General features: G+C 61.9%; 21 protein-coding genes. 14 read left to right on the top strand and 7 right to left on the bottom strand.

The features are described from left to right. Positions 1–109: 109 nt before the first annotated feature. Positions 110–1,174 carry a 3-hydroxyacyl-CoA dehydrogenase family protein gene (locus tag NMAG_RS18890; RefSeq protein WP_004214460.1) on the top strand — a complete coding sequence of 355 codons (1,065 nt, stop codon included), beginning with the start codon at positions 110–112 and terminating at the stop codon, positions 1,172–1,174. A gap of 60 nt (positions 1,175–1,234) precedes the next feature. Here the strand turns inward: NMAG_RS18890 and NMAG_RS18885 are convergent, their stop codons facing one another. The 3 genes from NMAG_RS18885 to NMAG_RS18875 form a co-directional block, all read right to left on the bottom strand. Then, positions 1,235–1,606: a hypothetical protein gene (locus tag NMAG_RS18885; RefSeq protein ID WP_191219391.1), complete on the bottom strand. Its 372-nt coding sequence runs from the start codon at positions 1,604–1,606 to the stop codon at positions 1,235–1,237. A gap of 61 nt (positions 1,607–1,667) precedes the next feature. Continuing rightward, a complete protein-coding gene (locus tag NMAG_RS18880) occupies positions 1,668–2,186 on the bottom strand; it encodes a DUF7342 family protein (protein ID WP_004214457.1) in 519 nt (172 codons plus the stop codon). A gap of 131 nt (positions 2,187–2,317) precedes the next feature. Next, complete coding sequence (locus NMAG_RS18875) at positions 2,318–3,883, bottom strand: class I adenylate-forming enzyme family protein (protein ID WP_004214456.1); 1,566 nt, start codon at positions 3,881–3,883, stop codon at positions 2,318–2,320. A 205-nt stretch (positions 3,884–4,088) separates the two neighbouring features. On the opposite strand from NMAG_RS18875, the gene NMAG_RS18870 reads away from it, so the two are divergent. From NMAG_RS18870 to NMAG_RS18850, 5 genes are all read left to right on the top strand, one after another. Next, entirely contained in the window at positions 4,089–5,243 is a 1,155-nt protein-coding gene (locus tag NMAG_RS18870) for an acyl-CoA dehydrogenase family protein (RefSeq protein WP_004214453.1), read from the top strand. A 77-nt stretch (positions 5,244–5,320) separates the two neighbouring features. Beyond that, positions 5,321–6,046: a cyclase family protein gene (locus NMAG_RS18865; RefSeq protein ID WP_004214452.1), complete on the top strand. Its 726-nt coding sequence runs from the start codon at positions 5,321–5,323 to the stop codon at positions 6,044–6,046. 77 nt (positions 6,047–6,123) lie between these two features. Then, on the top strand, positions 6,124–6,657 hold the full coding sequence (locus tag NMAG_RS18860; protein WP_004214451.1) for a helix-turn-helix transcriptional regulator: 534 nt from the start codon (positions 6,124–6,126) through the stop codon (positions 6,655–6,657). A gap of 496 nt (positions 6,658–7,153) precedes the next feature. Continuing rightward, positions 7,154–12,286, top strand: a complete 5,133-nt coding sequence (locus NMAG_RS18855; protein ID WP_012996932.1) for a S8 family serine peptidase — start codon at positions 7,154–7,156, stop codon at positions 12,284–12,286. 148 nt (positions 12,287–12,434) lie between these two features. After that, positions 12,435–13,343 (top strand): AEC family transporter, encoded by a 909-nt coding sequence (locus NMAG_RS18850; protein WP_004214445.1) that lies wholly within the window; start codon positions 12,435–12,437, stop codon positions 13,341–13,343. A 117-nt stretch (positions 13,344–13,460) separates the two neighbouring features. On the opposite strand, the gene NMAG_RS18845 is transcribed toward NMAG_RS18850, so the two are convergent. Both NMAG_RS18845 and NMAG_RS18840 read right to left on the bottom strand, forming a co-directional pair. Further along, positions 13,461–13,925 carry a sensory rhodopsin transducer gene (locus NMAG_RS18845; RefSeq protein ID WP_004214443.1) on the bottom strand — a complete coding sequence of 155 codons (465 nt, stop codon included), beginning with the start codon at positions 13,923–13,925 and terminating at the stop codon, positions 13,461–13,463. Continuing rightward, entirely contained in the window at positions 13,922–15,157 is a 1,236-nt protein-coding gene (locus tag NMAG_RS18840; RefSeq protein WP_004214442.1) for a D-arabinono-1,4-lactone oxidase, read from the bottom strand. The genes NMAG_RS18845 and NMAG_RS18840 overlap by 4 nt, the downstream gene beginning before the upstream one ends. 472 nt (positions 15,158–15,629) lie before the next feature. Between NMAG_RS18840 and NMAG_RS22850 the strand changes: the two genes are divergently transcribed. Next, entirely contained in the window at positions 15,630–15,899 is a 270-nt protein-coding gene (locus tag NMAG_RS22850; protein ID WP_081446732.1) for a DUF7560 family zinc ribbon protein, read from the top strand. A 31-nt stretch (positions 15,900–15,930) separates the two neighbouring features. Here NMAG_RS22850 and NMAG_RS18835 read toward each other — a convergent pair whose 3' ends face one another. Together NMAG_RS18835 and NMAG_RS18830 are read right to left on the bottom strand one after the other, a co-directional pair. Continuing rightward, on the bottom strand, positions 15,931–16,392 hold the full coding sequence (locus tag NMAG_RS18835; RefSeq protein WP_012996931.1) for a pyridoxamine 5'-phosphate oxidase family protein: 462 nt from the start codon (positions 16,390–16,392) through the stop codon (positions 15,931–15,933). Positions 16,393–16,490: 98 nt separating this feature from the next. Beyond that, positions 16,491–17,294, bottom strand: coding sequence for a helix-turn-helix domain-containing protein (locus tag NMAG_RS18830; protein ID WP_004214440.1), 804 nt, complete (start codon positions 17,292–17,294; stop codon positions 16,491–16,493). 127 nt (positions 17,295–17,421) lie between these two features. Between NMAG_RS18830 and NMAG_RS22845 the strand changes: the two genes are divergently transcribed. The 7 genes from NMAG_RS22845 to NMAG_RS18800 all read left to right on the top strand — a co-directional run bounded on the left by NMAG_RS22845 (position 17,422) and on the right by NMAG_RS18800 (position 25,683). Then, on the top strand, positions 17,422–17,577 hold the full coding sequence (locus NMAG_RS22845; protein ID WP_012996930.1) for a DUF7560 family zinc ribbon protein: 156 nt from the start codon (positions 17,422–17,424) through the stop codon (positions 17,575–17,577). A gap of 179 nt (positions 17,578–17,756) precedes the next feature. Beyond that, a complete protein-coding gene (locus NMAG_RS18825; RefSeq protein ID WP_012996929.1) occupies positions 17,757–18,125 on the top strand; it encodes a helix-turn-helix domain-containing protein in 369 nt (122 codons plus the stop codon). Between the two features lie 105 nt (positions 18,126–18,230). Further along, positions 18,231–19,844 (top strand): bacterio-opsin activator domain-containing protein, encoded by a 1,614-nt coding sequence (locus NMAG_RS18820; protein WP_004214438.1) that lies wholly within the window; start codon positions 18,231–18,233, stop codon positions 19,842–19,844. A gap of 199 nt (positions 19,845–20,043) precedes the next feature. Further along, positions 20,044–21,018: a phytoene/squalene synthase family protein gene (locus tag NMAG_RS18815; protein WP_049916157.1), complete on the top strand. Its 975-nt coding sequence runs from the start codon at positions 20,044–20,046 to the stop codon at positions 21,016–21,018. Positions 21,019–21,176: 158 nt separating this feature from the next. Beyond that, a complete protein-coding gene (locus tag NMAG_RS18810; protein WP_004214436.1) occupies positions 21,177–22,886 on the top strand; it encodes a thiamine pyrophosphate-binding protein in 1,710 nt (569 codons plus the stop codon). Between the two features lie 276 nt (positions 22,887–23,162). Beyond that, positions 23,163–24,323 (top strand): MFS transporter, encoded by a 1,161-nt coding sequence (locus NMAG_RS18805; RefSeq protein ID WP_004214435.1) that lies wholly within the window; start codon positions 23,163–23,165, stop codon positions 24,321–24,323. An 85-nt stretch (positions 24,324–24,408) separates the two neighbouring features. Next, complete coding sequence (locus NMAG_RS18800; protein WP_004214433.1) at positions 24,409–25,683, top strand: M24 family metallopeptidase; 1,275 nt, start codon at positions 24,409–24,411, stop codon at positions 25,681–25,683. The last annotated feature ends 1 nt before the right edge of the window (position 25,684 follow it).

Here is a 25,684-nt window from a genome sequence, read left to right as displayed (position 1 = left end):
ACATGTCGGACAGCGGCGCACAGTTGTCGATCGCCCGAGATTATGACTGTAACTGCAACTGTAACTGTAACTGCAACTGCAACTGTAACTGCAACTGCAACTGCAACACATGGATACTGAACCGGATCACCAGCCCAACCCACAGTCGGATTCAGACACATCGATGACCGTCACGATCATCGGTGCTGGTTCGATGGGCCACGGCTTCGTCGTCCAGTTCCTGCGCTCGGGACTGTCCGTCAGGCTAGTCGACCACCGCGAATCGAACCTCGAGCGAGCACGAGAGCGAGCCCGAACCGCCGCGAATTTTCTGGCCGAGCAAGAACTCGCCGCACTCGAGCCGGCCGCCGTCGAAACGGATGTAACGTACACGACTGACCGCGCTCGTGCCGTCGCCGACGCTGATGTGGTACTCGAGACGATTTCTGAGGATCTCGATGCCAAGCGCGAACTCTTCAGCGCGCTCGCAGACGAAGCCGACGCGGATGCGCTGCTGGCGTCGAACACGTCGGGCCTGCCGATCACCGACATCGCCGCCGGTGCGCCGGACGCAGCAGACCGAATCATCGGCTGTCACTGGTGGTATCCGCCGTACCTGCTCCGTCCGGTTGAAGTTATTCCGGGGGAGCAGACGAGCCAGCGAACGGTCGAGCGGCTCCGGTCGTTCCTCGCGGGTGTCGACCGCGACCCGGTTATGGTCGAGCGTGACGTGCCAGGCTTCGTCTGGAACCGCGTTCAGCACGCCGTTATCCGGGAGTGTCTCCACATTGTCGAGGAAGGGATCGCGTCAGCCGACGACGTGAATCGTGCAATCCGAGACGGCTATGCGACCCGGACGGCTGCGATCGGGCCACTCGAGACGGTCGACATCGCGGGACTCGAGTTGTTCCAGACGAGTGCGAACGATATTTATCCGGATCTGACGGATCGGGACGATGCGAATCCGCTGTACGGCGAGCGAATCGACGAGGGACGAACGGGGATCGAAGCCGGTGCGGGATTCTTCGACTACGACCGCAAGCCGGACGAGATTACGGGCCGGCGCGACGAGCGAGTTGCGGCAATTCGCCGAGCACTCGGTGGGTTCGCGGACGATTCAGACACCACAGGAGACACGGGCACTTCTGCAGCCGGCTATAGTGGCGATCCTACAGAACCAGACGGGCCCGAATAACGCCGAGGATAGTACTATTGCGTTGCAGTGATAGGTGAGTCGCTCACAACGTGGTCGCCGCTACTGCTGTTCCCATAGTGTCTCGATTCGCTCTTCGATATACTCGAGGACGAGACGGCTTACATCGCGATGGTCGACTGGCCACTGCGCGTTCTCCGCGGCGGTACGACTGGCGGTTGGCGGTGGATGGAAGTGATCCGTCGAGTTGTGTGCGTTCGGATGCCGATCCCACCGACACTTCCACGTACTGTTCTGCCGGTCCTCTTGATAGTGGACGTTGAAATCGTCGTTGCGATACCAGCGAATCTCGAGGCGTGCGGCTACATCAGTCGGGTAATAGTCGCTGGACAGTTCGACGCGAAGATGGAGTTTTCCCTCCTCGACGATCTCCGACGACTCGAACGTGTGATACCCGTCGAATCGGGATCGCATCCGCTCCAACACTGCCCGATCTATCGGTGCGGGACTCGCACCGTCGTCCATCGGCACCATCTCAACTGTGCGACGGTGCCGTCGAACCGGCGACCTTTCTCCGGGCTCGTTCGTGAAGGCGGCGTTCCTCGATGACGGTGGCCCAGTCACCGAGCTCACTGTACACGTCGTCGACCCGAGCCGCATCGAACTCGAGGACGTCGACCTCGGCTGGCGAGTCGACGCCGTATTGGTCGCGGTACGCTTCGACCTGCTCGGTCAATTCCGACACACGGGCCTGCAACTCGTCGACGGTGTTCTCCTGTGCCAGTTGGTTCACCCGCCGCCACTCGAAGTAGTCATCGTTGCGCTCGTATCTGACTGGCCGCCCCTCGTGCCGAATGACGATCCCGAGATCGGCGTAGAAGGACAGATGTGTCCGTGCTGACGCTTCTGAGCAGTCCGCCCGCTCAGCGAGTTCGGTGGCGGTCATCGGCTCCCGGGCGTGCAATACGGCACCGTACACACGCTGTTTCGTGTCTTCGTCTTCAAACGGCCTCTCGAACGGGGGCGGGCCGTCGGGACGAGATCCGTCTGTCATACTCCCACTAACGAACCCAGGACATATATTTGTTCTTTCGGTCAATATATATTGCCCAAATTCGGTTCCAGCACGAACTGTGAGGTGACGTGAGTCCGATACTGAGTACACAACTACTCAGTCACTAGACGCTACTCGCCAGCGACCGACTCGAGTAACGCCTGGCGATCGATCTTGTCACTCTGGGTCATCGGCAGGTCGTCGCGGAACTCGTAGCGGCGCGGGCGCTTGTAGGATTCGATGGCGTCGGAGTTCTGGAAATGCGACTCGAGTTCGCCTGCCGTCAGCGAGTCGTCACCGGGGACGACGAAGGCGGTCACGACCGCGCCCCACTCCTCGTCGGGGACGCCGACGACCGCGCCGGCGGTGACATCGGGGTGGTCGTGGAGCACGTCCTCGACCTCTGCCGGGTAGATATTCTCGCCGCCGGAGACGATCATGTCGTCCTTTCGGTCGACGAAGTAGAGGAAGCCGTCCTCGTCGCGTCGGCCAAGGTCGCCGGTCCGGTACCAGCCGTCGACGATTGCGTCCGCCGTCGCCTCGGGATTGCGCCAGTACTCGCGCATGCAACTCGGCGTCTTCACGAGGAGTTCGCCGACCTCGTTGGCTGGCAGCGTCTCCGCTGGATCTGCTGTTTCGGGGTCGACAACCCGAACCTCGGCCTTCGGCACCGCACGGCCGATGCTCCCGAGTTTGTCGTCGTGGAACTCGGGGAACAGCACCGTCCCGAAGACGATCTCGGTCGTCCCGTAGGCGTTGACGAATTCACAGCCAGGGACGTGCTCGCGACAGCGCCGAGCTACCGACTCCGGCATCGCCGCACCGGAGTACTGGAGCATCCGAAGGTGGGAAATGTCGCGATCCGAAATCGACTCGTCGTCGACGAGCGCGCGATAGTGCGTCGGCACACCCCACATCGCGGTGATTCCCTCGGACTCGATCCACTCGAGTGTCGTCTCCGAATCGAACTCCTGCTGGACGACCGTGGTCGCGCCCATCGAGAGCCCCGGCAGGATGTTACAGAGCAGTGGCCCGACGTGGTACATCGGGCCGAGCGCGAGGTTGACGTCAGTCGGCCGGAAGCGGTTGTACGGCAGGCTGGCGTACGTGGCCTCGACCACGTTGCGATGGGTGTGGAGGACGCCCTTCGGCTGGCCGGTGGTGCCGGAGGTATAGAGGAGTAGTGCCGGGTCGGATTCGTCGATCTCGACGTGATATTCGCGACCGGACTCGAGTGCCTCGGGCGCGCTCTCCTGTCCAAGCGAACTGTACGCGTGGTCTGCGAGCGAGTCGTCGGTGCGAACGCCGATTAGCGTCGAGGGACGGTCTTCGGCGGCCACTTCGGCGACGGTTCCCTGACAGTGAGTATCGAAGACGAGGCCTGCAGATTCGGCGTGGTCGAGGACGTAGGCCAGTCGCTCTGGTGCCATGCGAGAGGAGATGGGGTTGAAGACGAGCCCGGCGTGGGCGCAGGCGAACATGAGTTCGAGGAATTCGACGGAGTCGGTGAGTATCGCTGTGAGGTGGTCGCCGGGTTCGAATCCGATTTCGCGGAGACCGACGGCGACGCGTCTGGCACCCTCGTCGATCTCGTCGAACGAACGGGTAACGTCTCGGTCCGGATCGCGGATCGCGGTCTGGTCGGGATACTTCGCGGCGGCCTGGCTAAGCACGTCGCTCCCGGTCGGGTGGCTCATATGCCGGCTATCGAAGGGGACCGTAATAATGGTAGTGACTGTCACTCATTTCGTCGCCCTCATCTCTCGTCCTTCACGCTTATTTTACACGTCTCTCTGTTTGCCTGTCGGTTACTGACAGCACTGTGTCTGCCCCAGCCCCGAGAGTTATGGTCTCCGGCGCGAACTGTGCAGACGATCAGCCGACCGCGTGAGCACTGATACCATGACAGGGCATTTTGAGCTAACCGAGGCACACCACGAGCACCGCGAGGAAGTACGCCAGTTCTGCAAGGCGGAGATCGACCCGTACGTCGAAACACACGAGTCCGAGGGGACGTTCCCGTTCGACATCGTCGAGACGGTCGGCGAAGCCGGCTTCAACGGCGTCCAGTACGGCACGGAGTACGACGGCCTCGGCCTCGACTACCGATCGTACGCGATCACGATCGAGGAACTCGCCCGAAGCTGGAAGTTCCTCGCCGGCACCGCCTCTATCTGCGGCAGTCTCGTCGGCTACCCGATCCACGAGTTCGGTGCGGAGTGGCAGCGCGAGGAGTGGCTCGGCTCCATCTGTGCCGGTGACTGGATCCCCGCGCTCTCGTTGACCGAACCCGATGCGGGGAGCGACGCGGCGGCACTCGAGACCACTGCCGAACGCGACGGCGACGAGTACGTGATCGACGGCCACAAGGTCTGGACCACGAACGGCGAGGTGGCTGATTTCGTCGTCGTCGCCGCCCGAACTGGCGACGAGGATGACGGGGCTGGCGGCGTCAGTCTCATCGGCGTCCCGAACCCGCAGGAGCGAGACGGCTTCGACGTCGTCCGTGATATCCCATCGATGGAGGGCGAGGCAGCAATCGAGAGCGAAATCAAGTACGATGGCCTTCGCGTGCCCGCCGAGAACGTTATCGGTGAGGAAGGCCGCGGCTTCCGGTACGTGATGGAGGGGCTCGACATCGGTCGGATCGGCACCGCCGCGCAGGGTGTCGGCGTCGCGCAGGCTGCCTTCGAGGCCAGCCGCGACTTCGCGGACGAGCGCGAGCAGTTCGGCCAGCCGATCCGGGAGTTCCAGGGCGTCTCGTTCAAACTGGCGGATATGGCGACGGAGGTGCAAGCCTCACGACTGCTGACGCTCCAGGCGGCTGCCAAACGAGATCAGGGTGAACGCGTCACCCAGGAGGCTGCGATGGCGAAGGCGAAGGCCACCGATGTGGCGATGGACGCCGCCACCGAAGCCGTCCAGATTCACGGCTCGCGTGGCTATTCGAAGGACAGACCGATCGAACGCTACATGCGCGTCGCGAAGGGCATGCAGATCTACGAGGGAACGAACGAGATCAATCGGCTGGTCGTCGCCAACCAGTTGTACGAATAATCGCACCGCCAGGCAACTCGAGTGACCGCTTTGCCCCGAGCGCCAACTGTTATATGACACCCATCCACACGTCGGATATGGCCGAGCTGATAGACCTGACCGCACCGATAACCGAGGAGATGGCAAACCACCCGAGTCACGGCCGGAGTCCGGTCTTTCTCACGGGGACCCGACTGAACCACGACGACGCGGAAGACCTCTGGCGTGGCAAGGGCGTCGAGGACCTCTCGCTGATCAACGGCTTCGTCCTCTTGGCCGAGCACAACGGCACGCACATCGACGCGCCGTTCCACCTCCATCCAGACGGATCGACCACCGAAGAGATCGCACTCGAGGAGTGCTATGGGTCCGCGGTCTGGCTCGACGTCTCGGACGCCGGCGCGAAGGGCGAAATCGGACCGGAACTACTCGAGAGCGCGGCCGCTGACGCCGGGGTCGAGGTCCAACCGGGTGACTCGGTCTTGCTCTACACCGGCTGGGACTCGTACCTGCCAGAGGACGAGGAGACGTACCTCGAGGAGCACCCGGGGCTGTCAGAGGCAGGTGCTGAGTGGCTGCTCGAACGCTCGGTTAGCGTCGTCGGCATCGACTGCGGCAACGTCGACGTGGCTGGTGACGTGTCGTTCCCCGCACACCGCGTGCTCCTCCGGGACGGTGCGCCGGAGGAGTACGTTCTCGTCGTCGAGCACCTTCGCGGGGTCGACGAAATTCCAGCCCACCGGTTCACGTTCAACGCGGCACCGCTGCCACTCGAGGGCGCGACGGCGAGTCCGATTCGAGCGTTTGCCGTCGTCGACGACTAACTGTCAGCAGTGCCCGATCCAAGCGCCGGGATCTCGTTGCACTTCAGTTTTAAGGCACCCGACCCGCTAGAGTGGGTATGGAACAACGGGAACTCGCGAGTATCGGCGTACTCGGTATCCTCGCCGAAGAAGACCGGGCATCCGTCGAGACAGTTCACGAGCGACTGCAGCACAACTTCGGTCGATACTGGGGTGCGAGCACCGGCATCCTCGTCCCCACGATCGATCACCTGGAGGAGCAAGGCCACGTCGAACTGACGGCTAGCACGCCAGTTGCGACGTACAAACTGACGGATTCGGGCCAGGATCGACTGCAATCTCTTCTCACCGAGCCAGTCGAAGACGTTTCGCATCCGTCATTCCGTCCGCATCTCATGCTCAAACTCGGCTTTTTACATCATCTCCCGACTGAACGACAGCGCGACGAACTCTATCAGTTTAAAGATCAACTGCACACGGCCCGCGAGGCCCTGCTCGATATCGACGAGGCGCACGAAAATACCGTCGAGGACCGTGAGGCAGTCGGTTACCGGCGCGATCTCATCGATCTCCGCGTTCGAATTATCGACGCGTTCCTCGCGTGGCTCGACGAAGTCGAGCCGCCACGATAGACGGACGCTGATCACGAGTTGCAGTTTTTGCGCATCTGCCCGTACCCGCGTACTCCGTTGCAGTCGTTATTATATATCACACGTACAATCAGTCGACTCCATTCAATTCTCTTGACACTACTTCTATCGTCGCTCTAGAAGGCAGTCGGCTCAGTGTGGGTGCCCTTTCTCCTGTCTGTGAGCCCCCGTGGCCTATGCGTGTCGGATATTCCGTTGTTCACTCTGTGGTCTTTAATCGACGAACTCCTCAGTTTCCTGTCTTACTCTACTGCGACCACTACTAATCACTGATTATTTTGTTATTCTGATAGCTACCGATCTGGCGTTCCCGAACCACATTACTCCTAACAATCACCGTTAATTATATAGCTCTGTTCGTTCTCGGATAGTTATGTGATCAAACAGTGTGAAATAACAACATTGTTTGATTACTAAACTGTCGAAACGGTACACGCGGCCTGCGTAGTCACAACAATCGCTTAGACAAAACTATCCAATGACAGACTCACGAGAACAACTGACCGCCCTCCTGCTCACCGCCCTCATGGTGCTTTCGCTCGTTGCGATCGCTGGCACCGGGCTGGCAGGGAGCGTTGCGGCAACGGAGCACAGTGACGCCCAATCAGCTGTCGATGCCGACGCCGACGGACCGGCATCGATTGACGCCGAACTCGAAGAAGCGAGTGGGACAGAACAGATATACATCGTCCTCGATCAGTACGATGGGCAACTGAGTGACGATCGCGACCGTGCGATCGCACAGTTGCAGGAGCACGCTGAGGTGTCGCAGGCGGCTGCGACCGAGGATATCGACGCACTCGCTGGCGTCGACGTAATCAACGACTACTGGATCACGAACGCGATTCGCGCCGAGGTTGACACGAGCGCAGTCGACACGGCTGAACTTGCGATGATCGACGGCGCAGAAACGATTCAGCTCCGCCCGGACTACGAGGTGCCGGAACCGGAGCCATCCGTCGAGCCAGCCGTTGAACCTGACGAAGACGACTACACGTACGGTCTCGATCAGGTCAACGCCTCTGAGACCTGGGCTGACTTCAACACCCAGGGTGAGGACGTGAAGGTCGCAGTGCTCGACACTGGCTTCGACATTGATCACCAGGATCTGGACCTCTACACCGAGGATGCAGATGACCCGACCTACCCAGGTGGCTGGGTCGAGATCGACGCGGACGGTGACCCAGTCGAGGGCTCCGAGCCATACGACACGCACTATCACGGCACGCACGTCGGTGGCACGGTTGGTGCAGCCGCACCGGCTGACGACGATACGCCGGCCTACGGTGTCGCGCCGAACGTCGACCTGCAGCACGGCCTCGTGCTGCCGGACGGCTCGGGTGCAGACTCCGACACCATCGCTGGCTTCGAGTACGTCGTCGAAGAGATGGATTCGGACGTGGTCAGCATGAGCTTCGGTGCCGGCTGTGGCCTCACCGGTCCAGTGTACGAAGACGCCTGGATCCCGGTGATTCAGAACGCCAACGACATGGATGTCGTCGCAGTCACCTCCTCGGGTAACTCCGGCGAGGGCTGTGTCGGCTCGCCAGCGAACACCTACGACTCGTTCAGTATCGGTGCCTCGAACGAAGCCGGCGATATCACCGACTTCTCCAGCGGCAACACCATCGCCGCCGACAACTGGGACAACCCCGACCCAGAGTGGCCAGACGAGTGGGTCAAACCAGACGTCTCCGCACCCGGCGAAGACGTCCTGAGCGCGATGCCAGACGACGAGTACGACTACCTGGACGGCACCTCGATGTCCGCACCGCACGTCTCCGGCGTGATCGCCCTCATGCTCTCGGCCAACGACGACCTCACACAGGAGGAAATCGAGGAGACACTCGAGGAGACCGCCTGGAAGCCTGACGGCGAACCCGACGAAAAGGACGTTCGCTACGGCCACGGCATCGTCGACGCTTACGCCGCTGTCGACGAAGTTGCTGCGGGTGCACTCGAGTACGAACTCGGTGACGTCGACCAGGACGGCGATGTAACGGTCCAGGACGTGCAGCTAACCCAGCAGTACCTCCAGGATATGGATCCTGAGCCGTTCGCCGAGGACCTCGCGGACATGGACCGCGACGGTGAGGTCACGACGGACGACCTGAGCCTGCTCCAGCAGAAGGTACAGGGCATGCTCGACGAGGGTGAGATCGACATTACGGGACTCGACGTGCCCGACGAAGTCGACGATGGTGAGATGTTCGAAGTCACCGTCGACCTCGAAAACCTCGGTGAGGAGGGTGCTGTCCAGGAAGTTGACCTCTTCCTTGGCGACGACGATGAGCCGGTCGACACCGAAGTCGTCGACATGGCAGCACCCGGCGTCGACGACCCGATTGACCACCCAGCAGAGACGACGATCACGTTCGAACTCGACGCGGGTGACCTCGACGGCGGCGACCACACTATCACCGTCGAAACCGAGGACGCGGACGCGAGCGACACGGTCACAGTCCTTGCGTCGAACTTCGAACTCTCGAACCTCGACGCACCTGACGAAGCCGACCGCGGTGACGAAATTACCGTCAGCGCAGATGTCGAGAACACGGGCAACGTCGACGACACCCAGGCCGTCGAGTACCGCTTCGACGACCTCGGTGACGCACTGTACGCACAGAACGTCACGCTCGAGGCCGACGAGGAGACGACGGTCACGTTCGATGTCGGCACGGAGAACATCACTGAAGGGACCTACGACCACGGTGTCTTCACCGAGGACGATGAGGCAACGGCCACAATCGACATCCTCGAAGCGTTCTTCAGCGTCGACATCACCGACGCACCTGAGGAACTCGCACCTGGCGAGACCTATAACGTCAGCGCGGATGTCGTGAACTCCGGCGACGCGCCGGACGAACAGACGATCTCTTACGAGGTCACGGAAGGCGAAACCGACGTTGCGGTCGTCGACGGCGACGTCGACGAAGAGGAACTCCGCGAGGAACTCGCCGACCGCGGTGTCGATGATGTCGATCTCGACGAACTCGTCGAGGGAGCCGACAACCTGGCAGATACGCTACAGGACGAACTCGACGACTCCTACGACGTAGAGACGGTCAACGCAGATGACCTGCTCGACGAGGTCGATGCCTACGATGTCTTCGTCGTCAACGACTTCGACGGCGCAGACGTCGATACGTTCCTCGACGAACTCGCAGACGACCAGGGCGTCATCTACCTCGAGAACTGGGGCAGCAGCTCGAACGCAGTGAGCGACCTGTCCGATGCTACTGACGACCCATCGTCCGTCGAGGACGGCTTCAGTGGCTCTGCACCGATTATGCTCGACATCACCGACGACCACGCACTGTTCGATGGCGTCGCTGATGCGGGCGAGACGATCGAACTTCACGACGCGTCCGATGCTGACCGTGCATGGTTTGACGGCTACAGCGGCGACGTCATCGCTGACGTCGGCGATGGCACGCCAGACGGCGCCTCCGTCGGCGTGAGCGAGGACGACGACCACGTCCTGCTCGCCGCGTTCGGTCGCTCCTCGTTCATCACGAACGCGGACTTCAGCGACGAGTCGAACGCCATCATGGCAAACGCTGTCGAGCACGTCGACGACTACGCTGGCACAGCCAGCGCAACCGACCACACGAGTGAGGTCGTCTCGCTCGAACCGAACGAATCGGCCACCGTCGAGTTCACGAACACCCTCGCCGAAGACGACGGCGAACTCGAGTGGCACCACGTTGTCGAGAGCGACGACGATATTGCGACTGCACCGTTCACCATCGACGACGGACCGAACTGGAACGTCAAGGGAACGGTCTCCGACGATGTCACCGACGAACCGATCGAAAACGCGAGTGTCGAACTGGAAGCTGGCAACGAAACGTACACGAACGTGACCGATGCCGACGGCGAATTCGGTCTCGCAAACGTTCCTGCCGGCGAGCACAACCTGACGGTTGACGCCGAGGGCTACGCGGCCCACACTGAGTCCGTCGAGGTTCCCGAAGACGACATCGTCACCGTCGACGTTGGTCTCGAGGAACTGCCCGGAACGATCAGCGGTGACGTGACCGCAAGCGACGACGACGCACCAGTCGAGAATGCAACCATCGTCGCCGAGAACGACGACGGCGATGTCCACGAGGCGACGACCGACGAGAACGGCTCGTACGAACTCGACGGCGTCTCGGCAGGCACGTACGTCGTCAACGTCGTCGACACACCACCGGGCTACGAGATTGACGAGATCGTCACCGTCGCACCCGGCGAACACGTCGACGATGTCGACTTCGTCGTCGACCGCACCGCCGGTTCGATCGAAGGCACCGTCACGAACGCCGCTGGCGTCCCAATCGCTGACGCGAACGTGATTGACGCCGACGACGGCGCGTTCAACGTGACGACCGCCGAGGACGGCTCCTACGAAATCGAGGACGTCACGCCCGGCACGAACGCGCTCCGCGCGGTCGCTGATGGCTACGACGACTCGAACGTCGAGTTCGTCGACGTTGAGACCGGCGAGACGACGACCGCGAACCTCACGCTCGGCACCTACTTCGAGGTCGACGACCTCGCAGCACCTGACACCGCCGAGCAGGGTGAGGAGATCACCGTCAACGCGACGGTCACCAACACCGGCGAGCAGGAAGACACCCGAACGGTGTTCTACTTCCCGCCGGGCACTGACTTCGGCACCGACGTTATCGACTACCAGCCTGAACTGGCCGAGACGGTCACACTCGAGGGCGGCGAGTCGACGACGGTCGAGTTCACCTACGAGGTCGGTGCTGACGACGAACCGGGCGAGTACGAACACGGTGTCTCGGCTGACGAGGTCGAATCGACGTTCATCACCATCGAAGGCGACGAAGACGACGGCGAACCCGTCTTCGACGTGTCGGACCTCGACGCACCGGCAGATGCTGAACCGAACGAGACCGTGTCGGTCACCGCCACGCTCGAAAACACCGGCGACGACGCCGGCACGCAGACGGTCACCTACGCGTTCGACGACGAGACCGTCGCCAACGAGACCGTCTCGCTCGACGCAACCGAGTCGACGGAACTCGAGTTCAGTACCGAACTCCCAGCGGATGAAGGTACGTACGAACACACTGTCTCGTCCGAGAACGACTCTGCGACGGCACAGACCGACGTTGAAGAGGCTGGCGAGCCGGAGCCAGCGTACTTCGAAGTGACCGAGCACGACGCACCGGAGTCCGTTGACGCAGGCGAGGAACTGACGGTCAACGCGACGATCACGAACACCGGCGACGAAGCGGACCAGCAGGACATCTTCCTGTTCTGGGACGCTGCGATGAGCGACCTCGAGGACGCGGAGTCTGTGGCTGAACTCCGCGAGGCAGGTATCGACTCGATGGAATCGATCGAACTCGAGGGTGGCGAATCCGACACGGTGACGCTCACCCACGAGGTCGATTCGGAGACGGAACCGGGTACCTACCAGTACACGGTTTCGACGCTGCAGGAGATGGCTGACGGTGAAGTGACGGTTGATGACGCTGCAGAAGTCGCCTTCCCAGCAGATCCGGGCGGTTTCGATGGGGCACCACCGGGAGCAGCGCTCGGTGCGAACCCGTTTGAAAACGGTATCGCGAACGGAATCGGACTGCTCGGCTAACTCGAGCGCTGTTCTATTCCGTTCGTCCCATCCCGTCACTGTCTGGCACCCACACGCAACTTCCACTTTTTTTGGTGCGAATTCGTCGCCGCTTCGGGCCGTCATAGGCAACCGTGTGGCAGAAACGTCCCAGTCGACTGGGCCGAGTATGGAGGTGCTTCTTCGGCTGTCGGCGTTGCTCGTTGTCCTGCTTGTCGGCACGGGGCTTCGAGTGTCCGGAATTCTCGATGCAACCCGGACTGATCGGTTGAACGCCGTCGCCTACTACGTCGCGCTGCCGGCGCTCATTTTTGTCTCGACGTACGATCAGGCGATTGGTGAGTTACTGTCGCTGGAACTGGTCGGCGGCCTGCTCGTCGTGTTCTTCACGACGGCCGGAATCGCGTGGTTTGTTCACCGGAACAAGGCAGACAGCGGCCGACAGGGCGTCGCGATCGTCCAGTCGTATCACTCGAATCTGGGGTACCTTGGTCTGCCGCTGGTTGCCGCGACGTTTGCCGATCCGGTTACCGCAATCGCGAGCGTGATCCTCGGCGTCGTGACCCTCGTGCAGGTCCCGCTAACGATCGTCGTCCTCTCGACGGCGAACGGTGCCGACGCCGAACTCGCCGAGGAACTGCGCGGGCTGGCCGTCAATCCGGTCCTCGTCTCGCTTCTGGTCGGCCTTGCGATCGGCTCGCTTGGAATTACGTTCCCGGGAACTGCCGTCGTCGGGCTCGACGCAATCGGTTCGCTCGCGCTCCCGCTTGCCCTCCTCTGTGTCGGTGCGTCCCTCGACGTCGATCTGCCGTCGATCGACTACGGCGCAACCGGCTCCGTCGTCGCAGTGAAAATCGTCGCCATGCCGGTGCTCGCGTGGGTCGCCTTCTCCGCTCTCGCGGTCGACACCGCGACGTTCGCCGCCTCGGTCGTCATGCTCGGGACGCCAACTGCTGTTTCGACGTACGTTTTTGCAGCCCAACTCGAGGGCGACGAGGAGTTCGCGTCGTTGAACGTGTTCACCACGACGCTCGCGTCGATCGTGACGTTGTTCGTGTTGATCACACTGATTACGTAGACCGGGACTCGACGCGTCGCGTTCCCTGCCGTCCGGTTCGGTGCCGTCCTGTCGTCCATCGTCCACCAGACGCCAGCTGGTCGCTGTCGTCCACCACCAATCAGCCGTACCAATCAGCTAGCCGTCGGACTCTGTCGACACGTCGTCCTCGCCGTACGCCATCGTGGAGAGCCCCGCGTTCGCCGCCTGGCGCGTATCCTGTCGACTCCACTGAACGACGATCGGCACATTGGACTCGACGACGATCCCGTAGTCCTCGGCCAGCGGCGGCGCGTACGGGTCGATCAGGTCGTTGACCCGAACGTGGCGGACTCGCTCCGGCGCGACGCTGAGCGGATACGGGCCGGCTTCGTGCCCGTTCGCATAGTACAGGGTAAGCTCGAGTGTCGCCATCTCCGGACCGGTGTTCAGCAGACACAGTTTCTCGTTGCTGACCAGCTCCGGCTCCGGGCCGGTGCTCTCGACGGGGACGTGTCCGCCGGGAATCTCCCAGCGCGTTTCGCCGATCGGCGCTAGCGACTCACCACCGGCGTCTCCCGCTTGTTCTGCCGCTGAATCCGTATTTGGTTCCGACTCCGTCATGAGTCGCCCTCCTCGAGTAGCTTCTCGAGATAGTCGGTCATGAACACGCCGTCCGGATCCAGTTCGCGTCGGAGTTCCTGGAACTGGTCCCACTCAGGGTACAGCTCCCGGAGTTCGGGCGCGCGAAGCGTGTGTTTCTTGCCCCAGTGTGGGCGGCCGTCGTACTCGTGGAAGATTGGTTCGATGTCCTCGAAGTACTCCCAGTGGTCCAATTCGGCGTTCTGGATGCACGAAATCGTCATCACGTCGCGGTCGTACTCGGCCGAGAGCATCGCGTCGTCTGCCGCGACGGTACGGACGAGCAACCGCCAGCCGACATCGGCCCGCCAGCGTTCGCGGACCCGTTCGCGAACGCGCTCGAAGCAGTCGAGTCCATCCTCGACTGGGAGTGCGTACTCCATCTCGTCGAACTCGCGGCCGATGTCGTCGTGTTCCGGGATGATCTCCTGCCACCAGCCGGTCTGATCCTCGACCTGCGTCGCGTACGAGAGGTCCTCGTGATCTGTGCCGCCGCCCGGCGCGTTGAGCAGCCGGAGCTTTACCTCGTTCGAACGGGGGTACCAGTAGAAGTCGAAGTTGCGGTTCTCTTCGATCAGCGTCGGGATGTGGTCTTTGCACGCTCGCCAGTTCGTACAGTATTCACGGCGCTGGATCTTGTAGGTCGTCTGCAGGTCCAGTTCGATCTCGGTGAAGATGCCAAGGGTTCCAAGCGATAATTGGGCCGCACGCAGGAGGTCGGGGTCCTCCTCGGCGCTGAACTCCCGCACGTCGCCTGTCCCGGTGACCATTCGACCACCGATGAGTGTCCCCGAGAGATTTTCGAACTCGGGACCCGTCCCGTGCGTTCCCGTCCCGAACGCGCCCGCGACGGTCTGCATCGAGACGTCGCCGAGATTCGGCATGGCGAGGTTCCTGTCGTGGAGCTCCGTCCCCGCCTCCTCGAGTGTCGTCCCCGCGTAGAGCGTTGCCGTCTTGGCGTCCGCGTCGTGAGAGATCAGTCCGGTCATTTTCGAGAGTGAGACGAGCACGCCGTCGGTTTCGACGACTGGGGTCCAGGAGTGACCCGACCCAACAACGCGAACGGTCTCACCCCGCTCGGCACACTCTCGAACGATCGACTGCAGTTCCGTCTCGCTCTCTGGCTCGAGAATTCGATCCGGTTCGAAGGAAATGCTGCCCGACCAGTTCGTCCACATCTCGCTCGTGTCTTCGTCGATTGTGTCCTGTTCCATAGCTGTGAATCGATGTCGGGGTTCGATTGTGCAACCACTGCCACTGCCACTACCACTGTCAGTGTCAGCACGTCCTGTTCGGCGTCAGCCACACGTGCCAAGACAGAGCGGTGATGGGTCCCAACGGGACTGGTACTCGAGTACACATCGAAGCTGCGGATAACGCGTTGGCCTGAACCAGCAGGCGGGGCGTTCAGTGTCTCTGCCCGGGGTGCCCTCCAGAGAACGCGACTTCGAGCACGGGGTCACTGTCGCGGTCGCCGGTGGTGCACTCCACGGCAAGCGTCGCGACGCAGCCACGGTAGTGATTGTCCGGCCGTATCCACTGTTACAGTCGTCTGGGGCCGGATTGGTGGCGTTTCTGCCTTCGGCACTTTGCCGAGTTGCTGTCGAGCATGTGATGAAGGGCCCCTATATAGTGGCTGAGAGTTGGTGATGGGTGGTCCCGTTTTCTCGAGTAGGAGAGTAACCGATGCCTGAAAATGAATCACCGTCCCTGTCCCTGTCCCTGTCCCTGTCCCTGTCCCCGTCTCCGTCACGGGCTGGATCATCGCCGCATCGACACGATGAATTCCCCTCTCAATCTCGATTCACGTTCACCTGCGATGCGTGTCGACACCAGATCGAGGTCGACGACTCGGTCGCAGCAGCGATCGTGAGACACGGCTGTCCGATCTGTGGTTCGAGGGCGACTGCAGCGTGTCTGTGTCGCGTTGCTGCTACACCGCCGTCTGATAACTGACTACTAATTACTGACTACTGATCACTACTCACTACTCGTCGTCCCGTTCGATTTCGGTCCGGCGGCCACTCAGATCTGTCGGCTCGAACTCGTAGAGCTGAATGTTGAGGTCCGGCTTCGATTGGCCCCAGATTTCGAACAACGGCCGTTTTGCCTCGCCGTACTGTTCGATGTGTGCCGCTGTGAGGTCCTCAGGGTCGATCTCGTCGATCGTTCCGACGGCGACGACGCTCCGATACGTGCGCCCCCCGTCGGATTCCTCGTAGACGACGAGGCGGACGCGTGGCGACGACTCGAGGAACTGTCGCTTTTCGCTCTCGGGCGTCGAGACGAGCCGCATATAGAACGTTGCGCTCTCGGCGTCGTAGCCGTACGAGATCGGAATCGCGTACGGCGTGTCCGAATCCGCGAGCGCGAGCACACCTGTTTCGTGACGGCTGAGAAAGGCATCTATCTCTGCCTCCGTCATTTCGGTTTCCTCGGCGAGTGCCATTGTCGTACGCTGAGAGATTTGTGTGCGGTAGTAAACCAGTTCCGTTCCCGTTCGTCGATCACCACGTCGTTCGGGCATGGGGTCGCCGCCACAGCGACTCACTGGCCGAGTACATCCGCAAAAATCTTGCGCTGGGCCGCACTCAGGTGCTCGGTTACCGTCGACTGCGTAATGTCGAGTTCGGTCGCCACCTCCGTCGCGTTCGCGCCTTTTGGCCGCTCGAAGTAACCCATCCGGTAGGCCGTCTCGAGTACCTCCTGCTGGCGATCCGTAAGTTTCCCCCGGTTGACGAACACTCGTTCGTCTGGCGTGCCTTCGAGTGGCGGCTGAAGCAGCCGTTTGACGTCGACACTCGGAAATCGGTCCCGAAACTCGTTCATGATCGTCTGCAACTCCTCGAAATCCGTTGCGTGGAAGACGAGCGTGACGACCCCGTTGTCGACTGTGTAGCGGTGGACGGGACAGCCGAACGAGCCGAGACACGCACATGGGCACGAGCACGGACACGAGTTTTGCTGGTCCTCGTCGCGAACCCAGCGGTAGAGGTTCGTCTCGCCGTAGGAGAATACCGGGCCAAACACGGATTCGGTGACCAGTGGATCGGGTTGTTCCGCTCTGTCGGTCTGTGCTGTGTCGGTCTGTGGTGCGTGTGGTTGCTTGCCAGCGGTGGCTTCGGTGTCCCCGTTGCCGTTCTCAGCAGCAGCGTCGTCGCACTCTTCGACGAGTGATGCCACCGAGACATCGGTCTTCGCCAGAAATTCGGTGGTGCTCTTATCGGCCATCGGCTGCGTGACACTCGTCGAAAGCTGGTCGATCGTCGTCTCCGTGCGTCTCGAGAAGGCTGCGATTGGACACCCAACTGGCGTCTCGAACGACACCGTCGCACGGATTCCGGACGACATACTCTCTGCTGGTGGTTTGTATTCAGGGGTCTTGAACGTGCGGTTTGATCCGACCGTGTGGGAGGCTTCTCACTGAGTCGCACAAGAGACGGGAACTTATTACAACACGCCGTCTCAGCAACTACCAATGAGCACCTGTGAGGACTACACCTTCGTTTGCCCGGAGTGTTCCCAGTCCATTACAGTTAACGCTTCCATGCGGGAGGCTCTCGTCGAGAATGGGTGTGTTATCTGTGGGGCGTCGGTCAATCGGAACGCGTTTGATACTGCCTGTGACGGATAGCTGTGGGTAGAGCCGAACTCGACCTGTCGTGGTACGTCCTGTTCGTTTGCTGTTCGTTCACGAGTTATCTTGCCGTCTCCTCGATCTACCGCTATCTCGGCGATTGTTCTGCATTGCTTATAAAGATCCCATCATATCTGTGGTGCACACTGGTTGGTTCCCCGCGGCTACGCAGTAGTATGAGTCACTCGATGCAGGCGACGTCGCCCCGAACCACACCTGACGGACACAGCGACGACAAACTGGCCGCCGACGGCGATGCCGACAAACTCCTCTCGATCCTTACTGACACCGACTGCCGAGCGATCCTCGAGACGATTACTGACACCGACGACTACCTCTCGGCAAGCGAGGTGTCTGACAGCTGTGACGTCCCACTGTCGACAACCTATCGCAAACTCGACCTCCTCACCGACGCAGCCGTCCTCGAAGAACGGCTTCGAATCCGCCGATCGGGCCAACACGTCAGTGAGTATACACAGAAACTCGACGAGATCAGCATCGCTATCGAGATGGATGGTGGGGTTGCAGTCGAACTCACGCAGTGAGCAACGGACGAGACAGAATACGAGCTGTTTTCGCCGAATCAAACCCTCTGGACGAACTTTCGACTTCCGCGCTCGTTAAGAGCGTGCTCCCCCTAGGTATCACCGATGTCAACCAAGAACGAACTGGCGGCAGCGACACTCGAGACGTTGCCGGTTACGGTCGCTGTTCTTGGGAGTGATGGCGAAATCCTGTTGACGAACCAGGAGTGGCGGACGTTCGGCCCGAACGAGCAGCCGTCGGACCACGTCGGTGTCGACTATCTTGCTGTCGCGTCGACCACCGACGACGAGCATGCCTCGCGCGCAGTCACCGGACTCGAGAGCCTTCTCGCGGGCGACCAACAGACGTTTACGATGGAGTACCCGTGTCACTCGCCCGGGGAAAAACGGTGGTTCTCGATGTGGGCGCGGCAGTTCAGCGTCGACGGCGAACGCCACGTCGTTGTCGTTCACCTCGATATTACGGACCGGAAACTGGCCGAAATCGACGCCGAAGAGTCAGCAACCCGCGTCCGCGCCGAACGGCAGGCACTCGAGGACGTCCTCGAACGGGTCGACGGGCTGATCAGAGACGTCACTGACGCAGCCGTCACTGCAGGAACTCGCACTGAGATCGAACGACGCGTCTGCAGGCGACTCGCAGCGGAGTCGCCATACGAACTCGCCTGGATCGGCCGCGTCGACGTAACGAATCGTCAGATCACACCCAGCGAGTGGGCTAGCCAAGACGAGGTCCCACTCGAGAACAACCAGCTCACGCTCGGACAGGACGAGAGCCATCCGGCAGTCGCTGCACTCGAGAGGGGTGACTCTCGCGTCGTCAGCGACCTCGACTCCTTCGAGGCGGCCGAACAGTGGTGGCCGATCGCAGCGGGGGAGTATATCGACGCCGTGGCTGCGGTGCCAATCGCTTACGGCGAGGTCACGTACGGCGTCCTCGTCGTTTTCGCCGCGGAGACGAATGCGTTCGCAGACCGCGACGTGCTCATCCTCGAGTCGCTCGCCGGGACGATTGCGACCGCAATCAACGCACTCGAGACCCGCCGAATGCTGACGACCGAAGCGGTCGTCGAACTCGAGTTGGCCATCGAGGACTCCTCGTTGTTCGTTACCGCGCTGGCTGACGACCTCGCGGCGACGGTTACCTTCCGCGGAGTCGCCTACGACGGCGACGGCACGCCGCTTGCGTTCGTCCACGTCGACCGTCCCGAGGCGGTCGCGGTGACGGCAGCGGACAGCCACGGTATCACCGACGCGACGGTGCTCTCGGCGACCGACGATGGGACGTTACTCGAGTTGACGCTCGACAGCAGCGGGAGCTTCGTGTCGACGCTCGCCGAACATGGTGCGGTCATTCGGCACCTCGAGACGGACAGCGGCGTCGCCGACATGGCGCTCGAACTGCCTAACGCACAGTCGGGTCGGTCGATGTACGACTACCTCGAAGACCGCTTCGAGCAGGTTGAACTGATCAGCTATCAGGAAGTAGAGCGGCCGGCCCAGACGGCCCAGGATCTCATGTCCACACTCGAGTCGGCGCTCACCGAACGCCAACGGATGGCGCTTCGGAAGGCCTACTACGCGGAGTACTTCGAGTGGCCTCGCAGTATCTCCGGCGAGGAACTCGCTGCGTCGATGGACATCTCGCGGTCGACCTACCACCAGCACCTGCGACTGGCTCAGCAGAAACTTCTCGACGAACTGTTCGAGGGCGAGTGAGGGTAAGGACGAGGGCGAGGGTGAGGGTGAGGGTAAGGGTAAGGGCGAGGGTGAGGGTAAGGACGAGGGCGGGGATGAGGGTAAGGGCGAGGGCGAACCAGAGCCAGAGCCATACTAGTGTGGGTTAGCTCTTTTATCTGTCTCTCGGCTAGACCTGTCACCTGACGACCCCCGTTGCGTCAGCGGAGAGAGAATGCACCTGCACCAGGGCCACATCGACTCGGACAAGGCGAAGGCGATCCAGAAGCGAACCGGGAAGACGTTCTACCTCGCGACCAGGTTCCTTCCGTCACGCGTTCGGCACGCAACACACGTCCTCTATGGATTCTTTCGGATCGCGGACGAAGTCGTCGACGACGCCGCCGGTATGCCACCGGCCGAGCAGCGCGCCGAACTCGAGTCCCTCCGTGCCCAGGCGCTCGGCGAGGTCGACGCCGATGATCCCGTTCTCGCGGCCTTTGCCGAGTTGAAAGACGCAGCCGAGATCACGGACGAAGAGGTCGACGTCTTCATCGACGCGATGGCGTCGGACATCACGACGAGTCGGTACGAAACGTACGCGCAACTCGAGTCGTACATGCGCGGCTCCGCGGCGGCAGTCGGTGTGATGATGACTGCGATCATGGATATGGAGCCCGAACTGGAGGCGGCTGCACTCCCGCACGCGATCGCCCTCGGCGAGGCATTTCAGTTGACGAACTTTCTACGCGATGTTCGCGAGGATATCGTCGAGCGTGACCGTATTTATTTGCCACAGCGGACACTCGAGAAGCACGGCGTCTCCGAGACACAGATCGAGCGTCTCGAGCACAGCCACTCGTTCGAGTCGGTGATGCGCGAGGAACTCCAGCGTGCAGAGGAGCGATACCGTGAGGGAGTTGCCGGCATTCAGTATCTTCCTGATGACTGCCAGTTACCGGTGTTACTCGCTGCAGTTCTCTACGCGGAGCATCACGCGATTATTCGCGCCCAGGAGTACGACGTACTCACGTCGGCTCCGTCGCTGTCGACGGCCCGCAAACTGCGGTGTCTCGTCCGGACGCGGTGGCACTGGCACTGGAACCGTGATCCAGAAGCGGTGTTCCGACGGGTGTCTGCGGTCCCGGTCACGGACACGGACAGCGAGACGGAATCGCGGGGGTCCGGTCACGGTGGCGGTGTGCCGACGCAGTGATGTTTTTCCTCCCGTGTTTTGCCGGTGATACCGACTTCTGTCCGGCACATTCACCGGAAACCCGGTGTGGTGCCAGCTAGCTGAACCGTCACTCGTTACTGCGGCACGTACTATCACACCGGTAGAACAAAGAGCGGTGGAATGGACAACCGTTCTAGATGACGTCCACAGCAGCCACACTCGTCGAGACACTCGAGGACCTCGGCGTCGAGTACGTCTTCGGCTACCCGGGCGGCCGCGTGATCGAACTGTTCGAGGCGGTTCCCGACGCCGATATCGACCTCGTCCGGCCGCGAGACGAGCGCGAGGCGAGCGTGATGGCCGAAATGTACGGCCGGCTAACCGGAGATCCGGGCGTCCTCACCGGGCAGGGGCCGTGGATCGGCAGTATCGGCATGATCGGCCAGATGGAGGCCCGACTTGCCTCTTCGCCGATGGTTGTTCTCACCGAAGCCTCCGAGCGCGGCGAGTACTCGACGCTCGCGCCGTACCAGCAGGCTCGCGGCGATTACGGTGGCTTCAGCCTCCCGGATATCCTCGACGGTGTGAGCAAGGAGTGGTGGTTCCCGCGGACGCCGGTCGAGACGATTCGCTCGACGCAACTGGCGTTCAAACACGCGGTCGCCGGTCGCTCCGGCCCGACAGCAGTTATCCTCGACGGGAACGCGATCACTGCTGAGGTTCCCGAGGACCCAACACCCAGAGCCTGGGATGCAGCAGCACAGACGCGGACGTGGGACGCCGCGCCGACCGCCACCGACACCGCGGCAGCGGTGGGCGTACTCGAGTCCGCCGAGCGACCAGTGATCGTTGCGGGCAACGGCGTCCACGCCGCACAGGCCTACGACGAACTCGCGGCGGTTGCCGAGACGTACGACTGTGCGGTCGTCACGTCCTACCTCGGCAAGTCGACCTACCCTGAAACTGACGAGCGGGCAGCGGGCGTTATCGGCTCCTTCGGCCACGAGGGGGCAAACCGCGTCGTCAGCGAGGCCGACACGCTGCTGGTCGTTGGGTGCCGGCTGAACCCAATGGACACCAACTGGCAGGCGCCCGAGTTCATCCGCCCGGACGAGCAGACGATTATCCACGCCGATATCGACACGCGAAACGCTGGCTGGGTCTATCCCGCGGACGTCGGCCTGATCGGTGACGCCGCCGAGACGCTCGCGGTGCTCGCCGAGGCAGGTTCGGGAGGCTCGTCGAACGGGTGGGCACTCGAGCGCGCCGCCGAGGCTCGTGAGTGGTTCGACGCACCCGAGTGTACGGACGATTCGGCACCGATCAAGCCCCAGCGCGCTGCGACGGCCATCCAGTCAGTCGTCGACGAGGACACCATCGTCACCGCCGACTCGGGGAACAACCGCTTCTGGCTGCTGTACTACCTCCAGACGCCCGCCGTCAGAACCTACTTCGGCAGTGGCGGCGTCGGCGGTATGGGGTGGGCCAACCCCGCTGCGGTGTCTGCGGCGCTCACAACCGACGACGAAACAGACGTCATCGCCGTCGCCGGCGACGGCGGCTTCTCGATGACGATGAACAGCGTCGAAACTGCCGTCGAGTACGGCGTCGCGCCCACGTTCGTCATTCTGAACGACACCAGCCTCGGGATGGTCCGCCAGATGCAACACGAGGATGGCGACATCGCCGGCGTGGAGTTCCACGACACCGACTTCGTCGGCATCGCCGAGGCCTTCGGCGCGGTCGGCAAGCGGGTGACTGAGCCCAGTGAGTTGGCTGGGGTACTCGAGTCCGCCAAGTCGGCGGACGTGCCACACGTGATCGACGTTCGGATTGATCGCGAGGAGGATATGGCGGAAACGCTATCGTCGTCGTTCTACGAGTCAGTTGGCGGGTTACACGAGTGAGTGTGAGTTCTCCTGGTCGGCCACCGTGACAACCAGAATCACACTACATCACTCGGCGTCACACTGCGTCACTCGGCGTCACACCGCGTCACTTGGCGTCACACCGCGTCACTTGGCGTCACACCGCGTCACTTGGCGTCACACCGCGTCACTTGGCGTCACACCGCGTCACTTGGCGTCACACCGCGTCACTTGGCGTTGATGTGTGTGGGACCACATGTAGGCAAACGAGAACTGTTCCGGAAGCCTTGAGATTCACGGTCTGAAATACGGGCTATGGCCAGGGCCCGTCTCTTCACCTCGCTATGCGTTCTCGTCTTCTTCATCAACCTCGCCAGAATCGTCTTTGCGCCCCTTCTCAACGTCTTTATCAGCGAGTTCGGTATCGGCGAGGCGACTGCAGGGCTCATCGTCACGCTCGCCTGGATCGGGAGTGCGGCCCCGCGCTTGCCGACCGGCTGGCTTCTCACGAAAGTTCCCAGACACTACGTCGTGATTAGTTCAGGTTCCATTCTCGCGGTGTCATCCGCAATCGCTGCAACGGCGACGACCGTCGAGCACCTGATGGTCGGCGCGTTCTTCATGGGGATCGCTTCGGGTGTTTACTTCGTCTCGGCGAATCCACTGCTGAGCGAGCTGTATCCGGAGCGGATCGGTCGAGTGATGGGCATCCACGGCGCTGCGAACCAGATCGCGGCCGTCGTCGCTGCGCCGTTCGTCGCACTCACGCTGTTCGTCGACTGGCGACTCTCCCTGTGGGCGATTGCCGTCGGTGCTGCCATCATCACTGTCTACACGTGGTTCGTTGCCCGAGAAACCGAGATGCCCAGTGCGGGACAGGCGGATCGCAACTTCGTCGCCGGCGCGCTCTCGGAGTGGCGGCTTATCGCCACCGCGCTCGCTATCGTCGGTTTCGCGGTGTTCGTCTGGCAAGGCCTGTTCAACTTCTACGAACTGTACATGATCCAGTCGAAGGGCCTCTCGGATCGTGCAGCCGGGATGATGCTCACGATCGTCTTCGCCACCGGCGTTCCAGCGTTCTACTTCGGCGGTGACTTCGCCGACAGGCTTCCGCAGATTCCGTACCTCCTCGGTATCGTCGGCGTCTTCGCCGTGAGTGTGATCGTCCTGACGATGGTCGAGAGCCTGATCGGGTTGATCGTCATGTCCGTTGTCGTCGGCTTCGTCATCCACTCGCTGTTTCCCGCGGTGGATACGTTCATGCTCGATACGCTTCCCGACTCGACGCGCGGGAGTGCCTACGCCGTGTTTAGTTCGCTCTGGATGGCGACGCAGGCGCTTGGCTCCTCAGCCGTCGGGACGCTCATCGAACAGGGATATTCCTACGACGCGGTATTCACTGGCGGTGCGCTCTTGCTCGGTGCCTTGATCGTCGTTCTGACCATCTTCGAGCGCGCCGGCCGACTACCGACGTGACTGGTGGTTCTGGTCACCAAAACACGATGCCGACACAGACCGGCGCTGGGATTTATGTCGCCCAACGTGAATGCGCTACCTATCCATGTCGTTTCACGACCGGCAGTTTATGGCGGGTACTCGAGGAACGCAGGCGGTCGACTGGGAACAGCGCATCGATACCCAGCGCCTCCGCGAAGAGCGCAAAGCGAGGGCGCTCGAACGCCTCCAGGAGACCAACCTCGGGGCCATGCTCCTCGTCTCGGATCCGAACATCCGCTACGTGACCGGGCTGGCGATGACCGGTGGCAGCGGCGCGGACCACTACACCCTCCTTACCGAAAACGGCGACATCGTTCACTGGGACACCGCGGACCACGCGAGCAACCAGCGGTTCAACTGCCCGTGGCTTCACGACATCCGTTATGCCTGTCCGGGGCTCGGCAACGTTCCGCGAGCCTCTGGCAGCGCCTCGGCCCGCCAGTTCCTGCGATCGAAGATGGCCGAAACCGTTCACGACGCGATGGAAGAGTACGGCGTCGCCGACGAGACGCTCGGGATCGATATCGGCAATCAGAGTCTCGTCTCGGTGTTCGAGGACCGCGGCGTTGATGTCGATGTCGACACCGCACAAGCGGTGATGGAGGACGCCCGGAAGATCAAAACCGAGGACGAGATCGAGTGTTTACGGATGGTCGCCTCGATCTGTGAGGCTGGCTTTCAGACCATCAAGGACACCGCCAAGCCGGGGATGCGCGAGACCGAGGTCTGGGGCGAAGCCGTCCGCGAACTCTGGCGTCACGGCGCGTTCGTCGGCGGCGGCTACGTTACGTCGGGGCCGAACACGTGGCCCAAACACCAGGCGAACACCACCGACCGGGCGATCCGCCCGGGCGACCTCGTCTACGCCGACTTCTACAACATCGGCTACCTCGGCTACCGGTCGTGTTACTACCGCACCTTCTCGATCGGCCAGCCAACGCAGGCACAGCAGGACGCCTACGAAAAAGCACGGGACGATCTGTACAACGTACTCGAGTGCATCGAGCCCGGTGCGACGACCGACGAGATCTGCCAGGCGTTCCCGGACGAAGAAGGCGAGCACATGGACTGGTACGACGCCGACGAGTTCTGGGAGATGACGACGAATCACTGGGCCCACGGTCTCGGGCTCCAGCTCTACGAAGTGCCGCTGATCTGGCGTGGCCTTTCACCGGACCATCCGATCGAGATCGAGGAGGGGATGACGATGGCCGTCGAGACGATGCAGCCGGCGGATAGACAGGGTGTCCGCGTCGAAGAGATGGTCGTCGTTCGCGAGAACGGCGTCGAGATTCTGAGTCAGTGGCCGGTCGAGGAGATTACGGTTATCGACCACTGAC

Origin of the sequence: Natrialba magadii ATCC 43099 (assembly GCF_000025625.1) — an archaeon.
In the GTDB taxonomy this organism is placed as follows: Archaea; Halobacteriota; Halobacteria; order Halobacteriales; family Natrialbaceae; genus Natrialba; species Natrialba magadii.
Note: the sequence above shows the minus strand (reverse complement) of the source record. Positions and strands in the feature narration are given on the sequence as shown.

What these genes read in the sequence shown, in the direction of transcription:
- NMAG_RS18810 (WP_004214436.1), top strand. Translation starts at nt 21,177, where the DNA reads ATGACGTCCACAGCAGCCACACTCGTCGAGACACTCGAGGACCTCGGC.
- NMAG_RS22845 (WP_012996930.1), top strand. Translation starts at nt 17,422, where the DNA reads ATGAGCACCTGTGAGGACTACACCTTCGTTTGCCCGGAGTGTTCCCAG.
- NMAG_RS18830 (WP_004214440.1), bottom strand. Translation starts at nt 17,294, where the DNA reads ATGTCGTCCGGAATCCGTGCGACGGTGTCGTTCGAGACGCCAGTTGGG.
- NMAG_RS18865 (WP_004214452.1), top strand. Translation starts at nt 5,321, where the DNA reads ATGGCCGAGCTGATAGACCTGACCGCACCGATAACCGAGGAGATGGCA.
- NMAG_RS18820 (WP_004214438.1), top strand. Translation starts at nt 18,231, where the DNA reads ATGTCAACCAAGAACGAACTGGCGGCAGCGACACTCGAGACGTTGCCG.
- NMAG_RS18860 (WP_004214451.1), top strand. Translation starts at nt 6,124, where the DNA reads ATGGAACAACGGGAACTCGCGAGTATCGGCGTACTCGGTATCCTCGCC.
- NMAG_RS18845 (WP_004214443.1), bottom strand. Translation starts at nt 13,925, where the DNA reads ATGACGGAGTCGGAACCAAATACGGATTCAGCGGCAGAACAAGCGGGA.
- NMAG_RS18875 (WP_004214456.1), bottom strand. Translation starts at nt 3,883, where the DNA reads ATGAGCCACCCGACCGGGAGCGACGTGCTTAGCCAGGCCGCCGCGAAG.
- NMAG_RS18870 (WP_004214453.1), top strand. Translation starts at nt 4,089, where the DNA reads ATGACAGGGCATTTTGAGCTAACCGAGGCACACCACGAGCACCGCGAG.
- NMAG_RS18835 (WP_012996931.1), bottom strand. Translation starts at nt 16,392, where the DNA reads ATGGCACTCGCCGAGGAAACCGAAATGACGGAGGCAGAGATAGATGCC.
- NMAG_RS18880 (WP_004214457.1), bottom strand. Translation starts at nt 2,186, where the DNA reads ATGACAGACGGATCTCGTCCCGACGGCCCGCCCCCGTTCGAGAGGCCG.
- NMAG_RS18850 (WP_004214445.1), top strand. Translation starts at nt 12,435, where the DNA reads ATGGAGGTGCTTCTTCGGCTGTCGGCGTTGCTCGTTGTCCTGCTTGTC.
- NMAG_RS18855 (WP_012996932.1), top strand. Translation starts at nt 7,154, where the DNA reads ATGACAGACTCACGAGAACAACTGACCGCCCTCCTGCTCACCGCCCTC.
- NMAG_RS18840 (WP_004214442.1), bottom strand. Translation starts at nt 15,157, where the DNA reads ATGGAACAGGACACAATCGACGAAGACACGAGCGAGATGTGGACGAAC.
- NMAG_RS18805 (WP_004214435.1), top strand. Translation starts at nt 23,163, where the DNA reads ATGGCCAGGGCCCGTCTCTTCACCTCGCTATGCGTTCTCGTCTTCTTC.
- NMAG_RS18885 (WP_191219391.1), bottom strand. Translation starts at nt 1,606, where the DNA reads ATGCGATCCCGATTCGACGGGTATCACACGTTCGAGTCGTCGGAGATC.
- NMAG_RS18890 (WP_004214460.1), top strand. Translation starts at nt 110, where the DNA reads ATGGATACTGAACCGGATCACCAGCCCAACCCACAGTCGGATTCAGAC.
- NMAG_RS22850 (WP_081446732.1), top strand. Translation starts at nt 15,630, where the DNA reads ATGCCTGAAAATGAATCACCGTCCCTGTCCCTGTCCCTGTCCCTGTCC.
- NMAG_RS18800 (WP_004214433.1), top strand. Translation starts at nt 24,409, where the DNA reads ATGTCGTTTCACGACCGGCAGTTTATGGCGGGTACTCGAGGAACGCAG.
- NMAG_RS18825 (WP_012996929.1), top strand. Translation starts at nt 17,757, where the DNA reads ATGAGTCACTCGATGCAGGCGACGTCGCCCCGAACCACACCTGACGGA.